This window comes from Capnocytophaga cynodegmi (assembly GCF_002302475.1).
Taxonomy (GTDB): Bacteria; Bacteroidota; Bacteroidia; order Flavobacteriales; family Flavobacteriaceae; genus Capnocytophaga; species Capnocytophaga cynodegmi.
The window spans coordinates 1,210,600-1,228,099 of the sequence record NZ_CP022378.1 but is presented as its reverse complement, the minus strand read 5'-3'; the positions used below and the strand labels follow the sequence as shown (position 1 = coordinate 1,228,099).

Below are 17,500 nucleotides of genomic sequence, written 5' to 3'. Positions count from 1 at the left end.
TTTTAAATTCTTTAGAGAATCATTGCTATCACATTATCTGAAAATTTGATTTGTGTATCAAAATTGATAACCATTGCATTGAGTAATTGTTTGTTATGTCCTTCTTTAATGATTTTATTTCGGATAACAAGATAATCAGCATTCATTTTTTCGAGCTGTTTGAGGGCATCTTCAGTAATTTTTTTGTTTTCTGTATGATTTTTAATGATGTTTATATTCTCCTGAATGATAGGTAGATAGTATTGCTCGGATTGGTATGCCGTTTCTGATACATTTTGAAGCGTTAGAGGCTTTTGCAAAGTCCAGAAAAGTATTGCTACAACCGATGCAGCTACGGAAATGCTCCAATATAGCACTTTTTTGAGCGTTGGTCGTTTGATTTTGAGACGTTTTTCGGTTTCTGATTGCCGTTTTGCCATTTTTTTGAGGAAACGGGCTTCGTGTCCGCTCGGAAGTTCGTATATGTCAAATTTATTTTCTTTCATTTTTTAGTTTTTCTATGGTTTCACGTAACGATTTTTTGGCTCTGGAAAGCGTTGTTCGGCAATTTCCATCGGATATATGTAAAATTTCACAGATTTCTTCATTATCAAATCCTTCGATGAGTGAAAGATTCAGGATAACACGTAATTTTTCGGGGAGCAGACCTATTGCATAAAGTAAAATCTTTACTTCTTCCTCTTGGAAGCTCCATTTTTCTTGCTCATTGTCATCAATTGGGTCGATGAAGGTTTCTTCCAAATAGCGAATTTGTTTTTCTTGCCGAATCATCATCAGTGTCTCATTGATTACGATGCGTTTGAGCCAACTCCCAAAGTTATTTTCTCCTCGAAATTCGTCCAGCTTTTGGAAAGCCTTTATGAAGGCTTCTTGCACGGCATCTTCGGCTTTATCTTGCTGTTGGAGCATACGCAAGGCGGTGTTGTACATCGCTTTAGCGTACTGCCTGTACAGCCCCAATTGTGCTTTGGGGTCGTTTTGGCGACAAGCTTCGATGAGTATTTGAGTTGGGTTGGTCAAAATCTTTCTTTTTGTTTTAAAGATGCAAACAAAACACGATTGTTACAAAATTAGAGGATTTTTTTTGAATTTTTTTTCTGGAAAACGAAAAATTCCATATAAGATTAATTCTTATATGGAATTTTATAATTTGTTATGCAAATAGTTTGATTAAGTTTTGCTTTGTACTAAAAAGTTCGTATGAAACTCTTGTTAATACCCGAGTATATCAAGAAAAACTTCTGTTTTTTTCGCATTTTCTTTCTTTTGAATTTTATCTCCTACAACAACACCTTCATAAATGTCGAAAAAATGGACTTTTTTCTTATGTTCCTTTTTTATTTCTTCTTTCAAAGTTATTGAAACATATCCAGGGTCATTAGCGTATGTGGAATATTCTTGAACGAAATCTTTGTTTACATTTTCTACAAATACTTGTCTTCTTTCTTCATTGAAAAAGTAAAAATCAAGCTCTAATTCTAAATCTTTGTAGCTATAGAAAGAAACTACATTCAGTTCGGGAGCACCTAACCAAGAACCAGCTTCCAAACAATATGGAGTATCTTCTCCTATTAAGATAACTTCTCCGATGCGTTTCCCTTTTTGCTCTTTTTCAATAGCATAGATTGGCAGTTCAACAGATTTTCCGTCAGTTAACTTTTCTTTTTTTATTGTTACTCTGCATATAGAGCCATCACCTCTTTTTTCAACAGAAATTACTTTTTCCTGATTTTCAATAACATCTTCGATGATTATTGGAGCAAAAAACTCTATATCAATAGAAACTTCATTATATCGTTTTTTAGTACTTAAAATCTTTATCGTTTTTTTGTCAGCATTTTCTGTAACGAAATCTCCGTTAGTGTCTACCGAACTTTTAACTTGAATATAAAAGTTTGGAATTACTCCATTTTGAACAATCTGCAAATTAAAGTCATTATAACCTTCCTTTTTGAAAACCAATTTTTCTAAAATATCATTGGCATTTTTGCCATAAAAATCGGCATAGAAGTCGCGATTGTTCTTAGTTTTCATCTTTAGGAATTCTCCTTCTTGTAACTCAACTTCTTCTTCAAATGAAACATTTACTTTGTAGCTTTTGTTTTTTTCCAAAGTTATAACGCCATTTTGAATAGCGTTAGAAATTATGTTATCTCCTTGCTTGATAACTATTTCTGTGGGTTTTAAGTCCTTTTTAGGAGCTTCTGGTTGCTCAGAGTTATTATTATCATCTTTTTGACAGCCGATGATGAATAAAACACTCAATAAATATATAATATTTCTCATTTTTTTAATTTTTAATTATCTATCTTTAGGTCCGTTATGATATTTCCCTTCAAAAATGCACTCCTCGCCATAAAATAGTTTGGTTGCTTCACTAAGGCTTCTTTCTGCATATTTACTACGAATATCACTTCCTTTGATGCTGAATACCATAAACAATCCAAAACAATCTCTCAAATTACTTTGAGCATAAGCTCCTGTAGAACGTAATCCCCAGTTGGCTTCAACAGATAGTTTTCCATATTTTTCGTTTGGAACTCCAATGAAAGAACCGTGGTCTTCGGCATAGTTTGCCCAGCTATAGTCCAAATAATCAGCAGCTCTTTTTCTTTTTTCGTCAAACTCATCGGGTGCTAGACGGTGCCCAAAGTCATATAATGTTAATAATTTATCAGGCATTACTTCTTTCATAGCTCTCATAAACCAGAGAACAGATGTATTTCCTTTTGTAGGTTTTTCCTTTTGTAACTTACCGTATTCAGCATATTCCTCATCAATATCCCAACCATCAATGCCTAACATATCTGCATATCTTTTGCACTCACGAGCAAATTCCAGAGCCTCTTCGTAATTTTGAAAATTGTAATATCCAACTCCTTGGTGATTTGGTAGAATATCCACCAGAACTTTTATGCCTCTGTCTTTCAAAGGTTTGATGTATTTGTCTGGGTCGTTAACGATAGGTTGTAATTTATCATTAAAATACAAGTAGCGCTTTCCAGTTTTTGCATCGTAGTTCATATTGGCAGCAAAGAGGATAACCATATCAAAAACGGGTTTTTTGCTATCTTTCAAAATAAATTGTCCCATATTTCTGATGTCCCAATCATTGGTTTCCACATAAGCAACCATTTTTATAGGTTCAGTACGATTGTTACAATTATGGTTATTTTCAGGCATTGGTTTTTTACTAGTTTCTGAAAGAGCTACATACTCAGCGTCTTTACGTACAAACACAGGATGCATCAAGGTTTTGCCGTCTATTTCAATGGTTAAAGGCAAGAAGTAATCTCCTTGAGGCAACGTTTCATAATTTTTCACTTTTAAAACAACCTCACTTGATGTATCTCCCTTTTTAAAAGTACCTTTTGTAAACTCGTAATGGTCTTCTGGTAACAAAAGATAATCGCTAACACCTTTAAAACTATTGTATTGACTAACAATTTTCTCAAAATCAGATTTTTTCAGGATAGTTTCGCCTTCTTCCCTTGCAGAATATCCTAAATCAGCAACAAAGCGGTATTCTCCATTCTTTACAAAAGTAGAAGTTTTGTCTTTAGGATTTTCTTTATTTATCAGCGTTCCTTCTGCAAATATGGCAGAAGAATTTTCTGGTTTGGGAAGCTCAAACTTTGGATCAAGATCATCCTGACAGGCACTTAGTAAAGTGAAAGATAGTAGCGTTAAAAATATTTTTTTCATTTTAAATAAATTTAAGATTAGTCGATTTTAACAGGCTCTTGCTCTTCGAAAATTTCTATTTTCTGAGGACCTCTTTTCTCTGCCTGTCCTTTCATAATTAAGTTGATGCCATTTACGGAAGCATCCATAATTTTGTTATTAACAACTTCATTCATTTTCCAGTATGCATATAAATCGGCATTATTTTTGTCAACTTCATAGATACCTTCTTTAATTTGCTGACCTGAACGAGCGGTTTTCCAAATTCTAAGTTCTGAAAATCTAGCTTCAATACCTCTTCCGTCACTATAGCTACGCCCTATGTAAAAAGGATTACCACCTACAAGACCTCCTCCTTTGGCGAATTCTATAACTTTTTCTCCGTTTATGTAAACGATTGATTTTCTTCCCTCAACTACCAATGCTATATGATACCATTTTTTTGTTTTGAATTTAAAATCAACCTTTTGAGTATTGGCTTGTAATTCATCTGGAGCTACACCATTATCTCCAAATCGCAACAAGGTTTGTCCCTCAACTCCCATAAAAGTACTAATACCAGCTTCTCCCATATCACCAGGACCTCTTAATTTTTCTATGAAAATCAAGCCTTCCAAGGTAAAAGTATTGTCTATACTTTTAGTTCTTTCTAGCTCAAAATACTCATTACGAGTTATTTTTACGGTTCTGTTTATTTGTCCTTTAACAATTTCAATTGTGTAAAGAAGTGTGTTTGAAATTTTATTGATTTCCACATTATCTCCACCTACTGAACCCATTGAAATCGCAAACATATAGGGCGTATTTTCTTTCAAATCAGAAGAAATGTTGATTTTTACATTCCCTACATTAGAAGTTACACTACCTGCTTTGATATTAACCATAGGGGTAACTTTTAGGTTTTTTTCAGGTAAAGACAAATATGAAGTTTTGTACACTCTATTGTATTTTTCAACTTCCTTTTGATTCACATTCATATAAACAGCGATGTCTTTTTCGTTTTCTTTAGCTAAACTTACCAGAAATTGCTGTTCTTTTTCAGTTCCGATATCGTCAGTTGCTACAGAAATAGATGTTTTTTGAGAGAAATCGGCTTGTTTTCGCTCTTTTCCATCCATTTTATAAAGTGTAGCTTGTTGTCCGAACAATTCTCCTCCTTGTTTTTCATCTTCCGAACAGGCGATTATAGAAAAACAGCATAGAGCAATTATAGATGATTTTATAAATTTCATTTCTTTAAATTTTAAATTTATTTATGTAATTGTACTTTCCCAATGGCATTTCTTAACGTTTTGAAAGGTACATTCCCGACAATGTCATAGTAATTTTTTTCGATATGATAATATGCCACTCCTCCTTTGTTGCTTGATTGCCAGTTTATAACATCAAAAACACGAGAAGGTCTTCCTTGGGGGCTGAATATTTTGGTGTCAGAAAATCCTTCGGCTAAATCTTCTTCAGTGAAATCAACAGAAGGTACGTATCTGAATGCTGCCCACTTTTCTGTCTGTTCGTCAAAATTCTTCAATAATTGTGTTCCTTTTTGGCGATAAACAATCCAATTAGCAGAATCAATTGGCTGAACATCAGTAGTCACACCTCTTTCTTTGTAAGGATTTTCTACTACCAAAAGTAAACTTTTACCTTTGCCTGTTTCTGCTGCTATTTCTGCTAAGAATTTGTCAAAATTTTCAGTAGAATACACTTCGTTGAGATTTTGAGGAAACTCAATACTTACTCCATCAAATCCGTTTGACTTAACTATTTTAAGGAATTCTGCAGCTTGTTTTCCCAATTTTTCTGTATAACGATTGGCAACACTTTCGGCAACTTCTTTTTCAATTTTACTTAAAATTTCCTTCTTTTCCTGTGCAGTTAATCGTTCGTTGGAAGCTTTCCATTCTTTTTCTTTATCTGACTTTTCAGAATGAATTTCCTTTCCTTTTACGTTCTCATACTCTTGATATGCTGCTTCAAAATCAATTCCCAAAAGAACTTTAGTTGCTTTTTTTTGCTGAACAAATTGCATATCGTTTTTCAAAACATCAGTTATGTTGTCATATCCACTTTTTATTACAACAATATCCAAACTATCAGGAGTATTTGCTAAGAGAGCTCCACTTTCTTTTCCCCAATTGTACATCATTCCCATTACGACATTTCTTTTTTCTAATTCGGCTTGGGATTTGTACTTTTTCAATGTTTCGGTGTCGATATCTCGCTGAGGTGCAATAACTTCAATTGGCTCAACCTTACTACACGCTACAGCTAATAGTCCGAAAATGATTGTTATTTTTTTCATCATTAAAATGTTATTTACGTGAATAAATTATTTTGCCCACCAAAGGTCAGTTCCTCCATTATCTGCTCCTCCTAACAGATTTACAGCCTCTTGGATATTCTTAAGGTTACTTCCTTCATACTCTTTGGTAGAGAAAGGTATTCTTCGCATTCCGCCTGTATCTTTTCCATTTTGTTGAGAAATGGTTTTTACTGAACCTCCACTTTTATTTTCAACGGCAGGTAATAAGTTAGGGTAGCCTGTTCTACGCCATTCTGCCCAACCTTCGTGTGAGCCATATGGGAACATTGCAATCCATTTCTGTGTGATGATTCGTGCTAACTTTTGTTCGTCGTTCGTTGCATCACTCCAGTTCACGGTAATTGAAGAACTGAAAGAAGCATCATTATATCCAGTTTCTTTTTCATCGGTAAAGGCTCCCCTTTGGTTGCTATTTGTAAGATATGTGGTAGGGTCACCTGCTCCCCATTGCTCGAATGATAGTTTAACACCTTGCTTGTATAACTCTTCTGCTGAGCCACCCATACTCCAATTTTTTAAAGCTCCTTCAGCCCTTAAGAAGGCAACTTCAGCTGCTGAAATAATGATAATTGGAGAATTTTTTTGGATATTTGGAAGCGAATAGTTATCTTTTGTGTAACCAATATTGGGAGCACCACTTCGGCAACCGAAATATTTTTGATTTCTGCTTTCTACCTCTGTGAAATATTTTGCACGACGTGGGTCGGAAAAGGCATTCATATATTCGGTAATATCAGCTCCAACACGTGAATCTCCCCAAGAAGCACTTACTTTAAAAGCTGGATTGTCGGAAGTTTCCAACTGAGCATTATCTGTATTGGTTGAGATTACACCTTCTGCAACTGCCATTTCTGCATATTTTTGTGCTTCGGCAGGAGCTGCTTTCGACATTCTCATAGAAATACGAAGAAGCAATGAATTGGCATACTTAATCCATTTTTGCATATCTCCTTTGTAAATGTTATCAAACGGAGCATATTCTCTGTCGGCTACATCTACTTTTTTCAAACCTTCAATAGATTTTACCAGCTCTTCACAAAAGCCTAAATATAAATCTTTTTGAGAATCATAAGGAACTTGCGATTGTCCTTCTTTCATTTGAGAGTAGGGTAAAGGTCCGTAGGTATCTGTTAACCAATGTGTAATCGCTACTCGATAAATACTTCCTAAGGCGAAATAAGGTTTGTCATAATCTCCTTTGGAAATCTTTTTCAACTCATTATATGCTTTATAAATTTTAGGATATGTGTCATTAAAAGGATAACTGAACCAACCTGCTCTTGGATTATAAGTCTGGTAATCTCCTGTAAATTTGGTGGTTGCGTATCCCGAATATCCCGTTGCGTACAGGTCAAAACACATTTGGTACGAGTTTTCTTGTTCAGGAAGTATCAACTTTTGTAGGTCGATAAGCTGGTTACCTCCTTGTGGGATTCTGTCCAACTCTTTTCCTGTAATCCCGTACTGGTCTTGATTCATTTTTTCAAAATCCTTTGTACAACTTCCTACAATAAGGGCAATTGATGCTATTATAATAAACTTTTTCATTTTGTTCGAATTATAAGATTAAAAATCAGCTTTGATACTCAACCCGATGCTATGTTGACTCGGTATCATAAAATAATCCAATCCTTGCACGTAATTTCCTGTTGAGGAAACCGACTCTGGGTCAAAAGGAGCTTCACTATAAAGCATAGCCAAATTACGTCCAATAACGGAAATTGTAAGCCCCATAGTATCGTTTACCAATTTTTTAGGCAATTTGTACGAAATGTAGGCTTCTTGTAAACGAATGTTTGTTGCTGAATATGTATAGTATTGAGCTAAACGATTTTTTCCTCGTTCTTCAAAATAGTTTTGTGCGTTGATAGGGAAACCATTAACAAAAACTCCTCCTGCATCACGAGCTTCTGCTGAGGCTTTCGATACTCCGTAATGGTCTAACGCAGCTTCGGTCATTGAAACAGCCACACCTCCCAAACGAGCAGAGAACATCGCTCCAAAACTCAAATTTTTGTATGTGAAATCATTTCTCCAACCCATTGTCACATCAGGAAGTACACTTCCCAATTTTTCAAAATGACCATTAGCAAATTCACTCTTAGTTACATTTCCTTTGGCATCAATGTAGATGTTCCCGTCTGAGTTGCGTTTGAAATCAGCATTGGAGTATACATCTCCGAGCGAACCTCCTTTTTTGAGAATGTAACGTAATGAACCAAATGAATTTTTTACCAAATGTTCCTTGCCTTCTTTTTCTCCAGTTACAGGGTTTACATAGTCTTCTACCAATGACATAATTTCGTTTTTGTTGTATCCCATTGTGAAGTGGCTATTCCAATTAAAATCTTTAACTATTTGGAAATCATATCCTAAACCTAATTCAACACCTCTGTTACGAACATCTCCTGTTTGAAGATAAATTTTATCGTATCCTGTTGAAGGTGAAATTTCAGAGCCAATGGTTTGGTTTTTAGTGTTGGTTTGATAGAAAGTAGCGTCTAACGTTAATTTCCCTTTCAACCATTTTGAAGCAATTCCCACTTCATACGAATTGGTGCGTTCAGGGAAAAGTTCACCAATTGGGAAATGAGAAACCGTTTTCCAAGTTTTGGTATCTTGGTCGAAAGTGTATGTTGGAGTTGTTAACCCTCTATCAAAAGGAGAACCTACGGAGCTAAATGCTAAACGAACTTTCATAAAAGAAAGAATAGGGTTGATTTTCAGTTTTGTATCTGTTGAAAGCATATCAGTAACTACCGCAGAAAGTCCAACAGAAGGGTAGAAAAATGACGAATTTGGAGAATTAGCCAATTGTGAAGCCCAATCATTACGCCCTGTTAATGTTAAGTATAAATATCCGTTGTAACCAGCCTCTACACTACCAAAGATGGATTGAGTTTGTTCTATCCAGCCTGTTTGTCCAATTCTTGTTTTTTGAGCTCCTTGGTCTATGTTAAACGTATTAAATACATTCGGAATTCCATTTTCACGAAGTGGCCCTCCTATTTGTGAATCGTCATAGCGAGTATCCTGCAATGACGCCCCAAGGTTGGCTGTAATGACGATATTTTGGTCACCAAATTCAAAACGTTTTGAGAAATTGGTTAGAACGTCAGCGTATGTTTGTCGTTCTGCTCCTTTTAATAATCCGAAATATCCCGTTTTACTAACATCTAATGTTGCAGCTGTTGAGGCATAACGTTTGTCAGTTGATTGAATGTGTGAATTATCAGTACGGACACGTCCAGCAATGTCCCATTTTTCAGTTTCTGACCATTTTTTTAAATCGTAAGTAACACCAAGAGCAATCATATTACGCTCTCTTTTCACGTCACGCAAGTTGCGATATGCTACCCAATAAGGATTTTGAAGTGTGTAATCACCTGTTCCGTAACGCCATTCTTGTTCGTATATTTTACGTGCTGGATTGTATCTTTCAAAGGTACGTACGCTTGATAGATTTTCTCTTCGAGGAAGTAAATACGCACCAACCAATGGATTCATATACTCTCCCTGATTTATCATATTACGATGGTCTTGCAAGATATAATTTACTGATGCATCAATTTTTAACTTATCTTCAAGTAGATGAATTGTATTTCTGAAAGTGAAATTGTATCGGTTGTATTGGTTGTTAGGAACGATACCTTCTGCCTGTGTGCTACTTGCAGAGAAATATGTTTGATTTTTTTGACTCCCTCCTGAAAGTGAAACGTTGTTGGTTAAGGTATATCCCGTTCTGAAAAAATCTTTTGCATTATATCTCTCAAAATTCTCTGGAAGTTTCGCTCCCCAAGATTCTATTCTTCCGTCATTTCCGTATGTATTCTGAAATTCTGGTAAAATGAAAGGAGTGGAAATTTCCGTGTTTGAAGAAAAACTAACTTGGAGTTTGCCTTCTTTCCCTTTTTTAGTAGTGATAAGGATAGCTCCGTTCGCCGCTGCCGAACCATAAAGAGCTGCCGCTGAAGCTCCTGTAAGGACGGTCATACTTTCAATATCTTCTGGGTTGATATCTGCAATACCTTCTGTTGACCCTGATGATTGAAAACGTCCACTTCCTTGTGCCATCGTTGTAGAAAACAAAGGAACGCCATCAATCACATACAATGCGTTATTCGACTTTTCAATAGATTTAGCTCCACGCATTACCACTTTGGTAGCACCTCCAATCCCTGAAGAACTCCGCTGAATGGTAACTCCCGCTACTTTTCCGTTAAGGCTATTAACAAAGTTAGCGTCTTTTACTTTAGTAAGTTCCTCACTGTTTACCTGTTGCACGTTGTAGCTAAGTGCCTTTTCTTGTCGTTTGATACCCAAAGCAGTTACCACAGTTCCCTCAAGCTGTTGAACCTCTTCCTCAAGCACAATCTTTACGCCACTACGGGGTTGGGTTACTTTCAAGGTATAACCTTTGAAGCCTATGTACGAGAATACCAATTCGGTCTTGTCATTCGGTACATTGATTTCAAAATTACCATCAAAATCGGATGTAACTCCTATGGAAGTTCCCTTGACTACAATGTTAACTCCAGGCAAAGGTTCTCCATTGGCATCTGTTACCACTCCGCTTATTTTTTTAGTTTGTTGCTGAAAAACAGTAGTTTTTGTCAACAAATCATCAGTCTTTCCATAGACCGAATCTGTCCAAAATCCACCCACAAGAAATGTAAGAAGTCCCACTCCCATAAATCTTTGCGTAGATTTCATTAAAACGCCTATCATATTTCAATAATTTAAATTTTATTTCCTTATTTTTGAGAATCTCTTAAAAAATTACTCTTTGTAGAGTCACGCAAAGCTACGAAAACGATTTCTTACAGCAAAGAAAAAACCAAATATTTTTATAAATAAAAGTGAAAAAAATCTAAACATATTGATTCTTTGATTTGTATAGAAATTAAAGAAAAATAGGTGATATTTTCTATATACAAACAATTTTTGTTTTTTGTTGAGGATATAATATGTGTGATTGTTTGCCGAAATAAAGGAGTTTTAAAATAATTTTTCTCTGAAAGCCAGTTTTTTGTATCTTTGCGAACTTTATGTTTTAAAAAAGAGGATTGTGGTAAATTATGATTAGTGTAGAGGCATTCTGTCATTTTTTACTTTGTTTGGTTAGTTCTCTTTTATATAAATCCGTAAGAAAAATCTATCGAATTTATTTCGAAAGAAAATAGAAACGAAACTAATAGAATATGTATTTGAACAATTGAGCATATTATGAATTTAATTATAGATGAGGGAAATACAGCTATAAAGTTAGCTATTTTTAATGGTAAGGAAAAAACATTTTTTCAAACATTCGCTAAAAACAATTTTCAGAAAGAAATTGCCCAAGTTGTTGATTTTGAGAAAATAGATTCGTGTATTGTTGCTTCGGTTGTTAAGGAGGCTGAAGAGCGATTTTCTTTTCTGAAAGGAAAAATAAAAAATGTTTTGTTTGTCAATTCACAAACTCCGATGCCTTTTGTTAATAAATACGCGACTCCTACTACTTTAGGTATTGACCGACTAGCATTGATGGCAGGAGCAGTGAGTGCTTACCCCAACAAAAACGTATTGGTAATTGATGCAGGAACGTGTATTACTTTCGATATTATGACAGCAGAAGGAGTATATTTGGGAGGAGCCATAGCTCCAGGCATAGCGATGAGATTCAAAGCGATGCACGAATTTACTTCAAAATTGCCGTTAATTACTCAGCAGGATTTTGATATTGAGAATTTTATTGGAAATTCTACAGAAGGTTGTATGCTTTCGGGAGTTTACCACAACGTGATTTGCGAAATTGAAGGTGTTATCACACAATACGAGAAAAAATTTAAGGATTTAACAACAATTTTAACAGGAGGAAACCATCTTTTTTTGGTAAACAATATAAAAAATCGCATATTTGCAAACTCGTTTTTTCTATTAGAGGGATTAAATGCCATTTTGGAGTGGCAAAGAAAGGACAAATGATAACAAAAGAACATTAGCTTTTTGAATATGAATAAAAAAATATTTTTGTTTGTTTTTGCTTTATTTTCAGTGATTTATACTGTATTTTCGCAACAAACAACAGAGTCGCCTTATTCCTACTATGGTATTGGTGAGCTAAATCCTGATGGAATAACAGAGGAGAGAGCTATGGGAGGAATAGGAATTTTTGCAGATAGTACTCGTGTAAATATGCAAAATCCAGCGACATTATCACATCTAAAATTGACTGCTTTTTCAGGAGGAGCTTCGTTTGATTATAAAAAAATTGTTTCAAATGTAACAAAAATAGGAACTAATTCCACTTCAATTGATTATGTAGTATTAGGTTTTCCTATAGTTGAAAAATTGGGAGTTTCTGTAGGATTGACTCCGCTTTCCTCTGTTGGATATAAGTTGGCATCAAGGCAAACTGTCAATGGAGTATCACAACTCAATCAATTTGAAGGAAATGGAAATGTAAATCAGTTTTTTATTTCATCGGGATACGAATTGTACAAAGGTTTTAGTTTTGGTGCATCACTCAAATTTAATTTTGGAAAGATTGAAATGAAGGATTTGCTAAGAATTTCAAACGTTGATTTTTACACGCAAGAAGATAGCAAATCATTGCTTAGAGGCGTTTCTGCAAACGTTGGATTGCACTATACAAGAGCTTTGAAAAACAAGATGAGAATATCATCATCATTGGTGTTCACGCCTGAGAGTAAACTGAATTCCGAAAATGAAAGAATAATTTCCACTTTTGGAAATGCAAATACAGGTAATGGAGCCAACTTAATTGCCAAGGAAACCCAAGTGAAAAACTTGGAGGCAATCGGGCTAAAGGAAACAAAGCTCACACTACCTTCTCAATTTGAAATAGGCTTTGGTGTGGGTAAAGATTTGCAGTGGTTTGCTGGAGTAGAGTATACACATTCTAATACAGAAAAATTCTCAAATCCTTTTCTTTCAACAACGAATGTAAATTACGAAAACGGATACAAAATCGCAGTAGGAGGATTTTATATTCCTCAATATAATTCTATTTCAAGTTATTGGAAAAGAGTCACATACCGAGCTGGATTTCGTTACGAAAAAACAGGAATTATGTTAAATAATCAATCAATTGATGACTTTGGCATATCTTTTGGGTTAAGTTTTCCAGTAAGAGGATTTTCAAACATAACAACAGGGTTTGAATTTGGACAAAAAGGAACATTAAAACAAAACCTGATAAAAGAAAATTACTTTAATCTTAAAATAGGAATCACATTAAATGACAGATGGTTCCAAAGAACTAAATATCAATAAGAACAATAAAAAACAACGAAAGATGAAAAAGAGATTTTTACTAGCGGCATTTTTAGTAAGTGTTTTTTACGTGGGTGGTGCACAAGCTCAGGATTGCAAACAAGATCAGGAGCTTCAACAGAATTTATCAATTTTCAATGAAGACGCAAAAGCAAAGCGGTACGATGCTGCGTATCCTGTTTGGAAGTCCGTTTATGAAAAGTGCCCAAGTATCAATGCTGCTGTTTACGTACGTGGAGAAGCTATCCTAAAACACAAAATAGATAAAAGTACTGGAGCAGAGAAAGAAAATTTTGTAAAAGATTTGCTTAAACTTTACGAAGATTACAATAAGTATTTCCCTACTCGAATGGGAGTTACTGAAATGCGTATCAAACAATCACTATTAATTTCTGAGGAGAAAGAAAAAGTGTACGATTTGCTTAGCAAAGCATTCAAGGAAGATAAAGAAAACTTTAAAAATGAAAAAGCATTGTACTTGTATTTTTCAGTATTAGTTTCTTTACACGAAGAAGGTAAAAAGCCACTACAAGATGTTTTTGATACATATGATGATGTGGTTGAGAAAATTCAAGATGAAAAAAACCATTTGTCTGAAACAATTAACAAATACATCGCACAAGAAGAGGCAGGAACAATCAGTGCTAAGGATAAGAAAATATTAGAAGCTTCTCGTCAACGTGTTGATAACTATGAGCTTATAGGAGAAAGTATTGACGCTAAATTGGGAAGATTGGCTGATTGTGACAATTTAATTCCTCTTTACAGCAAAAACTTTGAAGCAAACAAAACGAATGAAGTTTGGTTAAGAAGAGCTGCTGGAAAAATGTCTGATAAAGATTGTACAAGTGATCCGCTTTTTGTGAAAATTGTTGGTTCTTTGCACGAGTTGTCTCCTTCTGCTTCATCTGCATACTATTTAGGGGTGTTAAATGACAAAAATAAAAACACTTCAAAAGCGGTAGAGTACTACAATGAGTCTGTACGATTGGAGAGTGACAATCTTAAAAAATCAAAAATTTTAACTAAGATTGCTTCAAAGCATTCAAAATCAGGAGCAGTTAAGTACGCCCAAGAAGCATTGAAATACAACCCTTCAAATTCTGATGCGTATCGTATAATGGCTAAGGCTTATGCAGATAGTGCTAATGAGTGTGGAAATACTTCTTTTGAAAAACGTGCAATCTATTGGTTAGCAGCAAGTACAGCACGTAAAGGAGGATTAGAAAGCTTGGCAAAACACTATGACGCGTTGGCTCCATCAAAAGTTGATGTGTTTGAGTCAGGAATGGCTGGGAAAACTATCAGTTTCAAATGCTGGGTAGGACAATCTGTGAAAGTCCCTGCACTATAATAAAATGAAATTTTTTGTGTTATCTAAAAATAAATTGAAAAGCATTGCCGTACTTTGTTGTATGGCAATACTTTTTTCGTGTAAAAATGATTTGAAGAGCCTTCAACAAATGAATGTTGTTCATAAGTTTCCGCAAGGCGAGGTTTTTAACTTCAGGTTGGTTTACACGGATTCTACAAAGGTGGTCGCTATTATTACAAGTCCACAGAATAGAGATTTTTCCAATCAACAATTTCCTTACTGGGAATTTCCTGAAGGCGTAAAGGTTGATTTTTTTGATAACAAAAATAATCAAAACACAGTACAAGCTAAGTACGGAATTATTTACAACAATTCACAAATGGTGGAGCTTCGGGATAGTGTTGTTTTGACAACTTTTGATGGCAAAAAGCTCGAAACTTCTCAACTCTTTTGGGATCAAAAGCAAGATTGGGTTTTCACAGAGAAAGAGTTTGTATTTACGGATTCTATTAAAGGAACGCTTACAAAAGGTGTTGGAATGGATTTTGACAAGGAATTTTCAACAGTAAAAGCTCACAAAACCACAGGAATTTTAGCCATTGAGGATAAGGAAAATCAGGAATAAATTACAAATTTTAAATCATTCAGAATTTTGAACGCAAGAATTTTTTTTGAGTATGCTTATTTAGCAGTTTGTGCTATTTCCATCTATTTGGCGGTAGAATATTGGCAAACAGGACAAAAACAATCTTTTTATCTTTATATTGCTTTTGCAATTGCTTCTTTAGCAATGTTTTTCCTCAGAAGAAGGAATAGGAAGCGAAACGAAAGAAAAGATAATTCGTAATTTTTACAAAAAAGCATTCATTTTTTCAGTGGAAAGCGGAAAGATTAACTAATTGTTAATTATGTGAGGTTAGTTGGCGATTGTCTTTTTTTTCGTACTTTTGTTGCGTTAAACATTGTGCTATGATTATACACAGACTATCAAGAAATTATTTAGACGACGATTTCAGGCTGATGGCAATTCATACCACAATGAAGGATTATCGTTTGGTTTATTTTCTCAACAAGATTTTGAAAATAAAGTTGTCAAAAGATTCCAAGAAAAAGACTTTTGTGGGAGCAGAAACTAATGCCGATTTTTCCTATTATCATTGGTGCGATGAGTCATCAAGGATAAATTGGAATTGCATTGCTAATAAGTCTTTTACCGAAACTAAAATGAAGGAAACATCTTTGTTTGAAGCAACCACATTTGTTAATTATTTGATTGATAATCAACGAAAAGTTGATTTTTTTCTCAAAATAAATCCAGAAGGGAGATTTAACGAAAAAGAAATTATAAAGAAGATTGCTACAATTCCATATATTTCAGCAATTTATAAAATAGATATAGACACATTAAGTTCAAAACACAAATTAATATTTCAAGAATGTTAAGTACAAAAAAGACAAAAATTGTAGCTACTTTAGGTCCTGCTACAGATACCAGAGATGTAATTAAAGATATGATGCAGGCAGGAGTGAATGTATTTCGCATCAATTTTTCACACGCTGATTATGAAGATGTTAAGAAACGTGTGGATATGATTCGCTCTGTCAATAAAGAATATGGATATAACACAGCAATTTTGGCTGACCTACAAGGTCCTAAATTGCGTGTTGGGGTTATGGAAGAAGGAATTATTGTAAATCCAGGTGATAAGATAACCTTTGCGACGGGAGAGCCTTTCACAGGTAATCAGGAGCGAGTGTATATGAACTACAAAGAATTTCCTAAAGACGTAAATCCAGGTGAGAGAATTTTGCTTGATGATGGAAAACTTATCTTTAAGGTAGTTTCAACAAATAAAGAGAATGAAGTTGAGGCTGAGGTAATTCAAGGAGGTCCGTTGAAATCAAAAAAGGGAGTAAACCTTCCTAATACAAATGTTTCATTACCAGCTCTTACAGAAAAAGATATAAAAGATGCTCTTTTTGCCATTTCACAAGAAGTAGATTGGTTTGCACTTTCATTTGTTCGTAATCCTGCTGATATTCAGGATTTGAAAGATTTGATAAATGAAAATTCAAGCAATAGAATCCCAATTATTGCTAAAATTGAAAAACCAGAAGCATTAGTAAACATAGATAAAATTATGGCTAACTGCGACGGAATTATGGTTGCGCGTGGTGATTTGGGTGTGGAAATTCCAGCGGAAGAAGTTCCTCTAATCCAAAAAGAGTTAGTACATAAAGCAAAATTATATCATATTCCTGTAATTATTGCTACACAAATGATGGAGAGTATGATTTCAAGTCTTACTCCAACACGTGCTGAGGTAAACGACGTAGGAAACTCCGTGATGGATGGTGCTGATGCGGTGATGCTTTCGGGAGAAACCTCTGTTGGGGCTTATCCAGTACAGGTAATAGAACAAATGAGTCGCATTATTAAGAGTGTTGAAGAATCAGAATTGATTAAAGTACCTATGCGTACGCCTTTTGTTCGTTCGGGACGTTATGTAACTAATTCCATTTGTTATCACGCAGCTACAATGGCGAATGAAATGAATGCTAAGGTTATTTCTACGCTAACAAATAGTGGATATACAGCTTATCGAATCTCGTCATATCGTCCAAATTCGCACATATTAGTATTTACGTCAAGCAGACGTATCTTAACACAGTTGAGCCTACTTTGGGGAGTTACAACTTTCTATTACGATAGATTTGTTTCAACTGATGAAACTATTGAGGATGTGAATCATATCGCTAATGAAAAGGGTTACGTGAATATGGGAGATATTATGATTAGTTTGGCAGCTATGCCAATACAGGGTAAAGGAAAAGTCAATACTTTGCGCGTTTCTGAGATAGATTCGTGTGCGATTAGAGCAAAATAGAAGCCATATAAA

At 34.8% G+C, this 17,500-nt stretch carries 15 protein-coding genes; 7 read left to right on the top strand and 8 right to left on the bottom strand.

Going from position 1 to position 17,500, the window contains the following annotated elements; all coding sequences use genetic code 11:
* Positions 1-11 precede the first annotated feature (11 nt).
* The 8 genes from CGC48_RS05450 to CGC48_RS05415 form a co-directional block, all read right to left on the bottom strand.
* Positions 12-485 (bottom strand): hypothetical protein, encoded by a 474-nt coding sequence (locus CGC48_RS05450; RefSeq protein WP_098028773.1) that lies wholly within the window; start codon positions 483-485, stop codon positions 12-14.
* Complete coding sequence (locus tag CGC48_RS05445; RefSeq protein ID WP_098028772.1) at positions 472-1,020, bottom strand: RNA polymerase sigma factor; 549 nt, start codon at positions 1,018-1,020, stop codon at positions 472-474. The genes CGC48_RS05450 and CGC48_RS05445 overlap by 14 nt, the downstream gene beginning before the upstream one ends.
* 192 nt (positions 1,021-1,212) lie before the next feature.
* Positions 1,213-2,286 carry a hypothetical protein gene (locus CGC48_RS05440; protein WP_098028771.1) on the bottom strand — a complete coding sequence of 358 codons (1,074 nt, stop codon included), beginning with the start codon at positions 2,284-2,286 and terminating at the stop codon, positions 1,213-1,215.
* A gap of 15 nt (positions 2,287-2,301) precedes the next feature.
* On the bottom strand, positions 2,302-3,705 hold the full coding sequence (locus tag CGC48_RS05435) for a BT_3987 domain-containing protein (RefSeq protein ID WP_098028770.1): 1,404 nt from the start codon (positions 3,703-3,705) through the stop codon (positions 2,302-2,304).
* Between the two features lie 17 nt (positions 3,706-3,722).
* Positions 3,723-4,916 carry a DUF1735 and LamG domain-containing protein gene (locus CGC48_RS05430; protein ID WP_098028769.1) on the bottom strand — a complete coding sequence of 398 codons (1,194 nt, stop codon included), beginning with the start codon at positions 4,914-4,916 and terminating at the stop codon, positions 3,723-3,725.
* A 17-nt stretch (positions 4,917-4,933) separates the two neighbouring features.
* Positions 4,934-5,989, bottom strand: coding sequence for a glycoside hydrolase family 18 (locus CGC48_RS05425; protein WP_232780572.1), 1,056 nt, complete (start codon positions 5,987-5,989; stop codon positions 4,934-4,936).
* Positions 5,990-6,013: 24 nt separating this feature from the next.
* Entirely contained in the window at positions 6,014-7,555 is a 1,542-nt protein-coding gene (locus CGC48_RS05420) for a SusD/RagB family nutrient-binding outer membrane lipoprotein (protein WP_098028767.1), read from the bottom strand.
* Positions 7,556-7,573: 18 nt separating this feature from the next.
* Positions 7,574-10,735, bottom strand: coding sequence for a SusC/RagA family TonB-linked outer membrane protein (locus CGC48_RS05415; protein ID WP_232780570.1), 3,162 nt, complete (start codon positions 10,733-10,735; stop codon positions 7,574-7,576).
* Between the two features lie 498 nt (positions 10,736-11,233).
* Between CGC48_RS05415 and CGC48_RS05410 the strand changes: the two genes are divergently transcribed.
* The 7 genes from CGC48_RS05410 to pyk all read left to right on the top strand — a co-directional run bounded on the left by CGC48_RS05410 (position 11,234) and on the right by pyk (position 17,488).
* A complete protein-coding gene (locus CGC48_RS05410; RefSeq protein ID WP_098028765.1) occupies positions 11,234-11,974 on the top strand; it encodes a type III pantothenate kinase in 741 nt (246 codons plus the stop codon).
* A 27-nt stretch (positions 11,975-12,001) separates the two neighbouring features.
* Positions 12,002-13,285, top strand: coding sequence for a porin family protein (locus tag CGC48_RS05405; protein WP_098028764.1), 1,284 nt, complete (start codon positions 12,002-12,004; stop codon positions 13,283-13,285).
* A 22-nt stretch (positions 13,286-13,307) separates the two neighbouring features.
* On the top strand, positions 13,308-14,639 hold the full coding sequence (locus CGC48_RS05400; protein ID WP_098029765.1) for a hypothetical protein: 1,332 nt from the start codon (positions 13,308-13,310) through the stop codon (positions 14,637-14,639).
* A gap of 4 nt (positions 14,640-14,643) precedes the next feature.
* On the top strand, positions 14,644-15,225 hold the full coding sequence (gene lptC, locus CGC48_RS05395; protein WP_098028763.1) for an LPS export ABC transporter periplasmic protein LptC: 582 nt from the start codon (positions 14,644-14,646) through the stop codon (positions 15,223-15,225).
* 27 nt (positions 15,226-15,252) lie between these two features.
* The gene (locus CGC48_RS05390) at positions 15,253-15,447 is read left to right on the top strand and encodes an LPXTG cell wall anchor domain-containing protein (RefSeq protein WP_098028762.1); all 195 of its coding nucleotides are present in this window, start codon (positions 15,253-15,255) and stop codon (positions 15,445-15,447) included.
* Between the two features lie 122 nt (positions 15,448-15,569).
* Positions 15,570-16,043, top strand: coding sequence for an IPExxxVDY family protein (locus tag CGC48_RS05385; protein ID WP_098028761.1), 474 nt, complete (start codon positions 15,570-15,572; stop codon positions 16,041-16,043).
* Positions 16,037-17,488: a pyruvate kinase gene (pyk, locus tag CGC48_RS05380; RefSeq protein WP_018279895.1), complete on the top strand. Its 1,452-nt coding sequence runs from the start codon at positions 16,037-16,039 to the stop codon at positions 17,486-17,488. Before CGC48_RS05385 ends, pyk begins: the two co-directional genes overlap by 7 nt.
* Positions 17,489-17,500 lie beyond the last annotated feature (12 nt).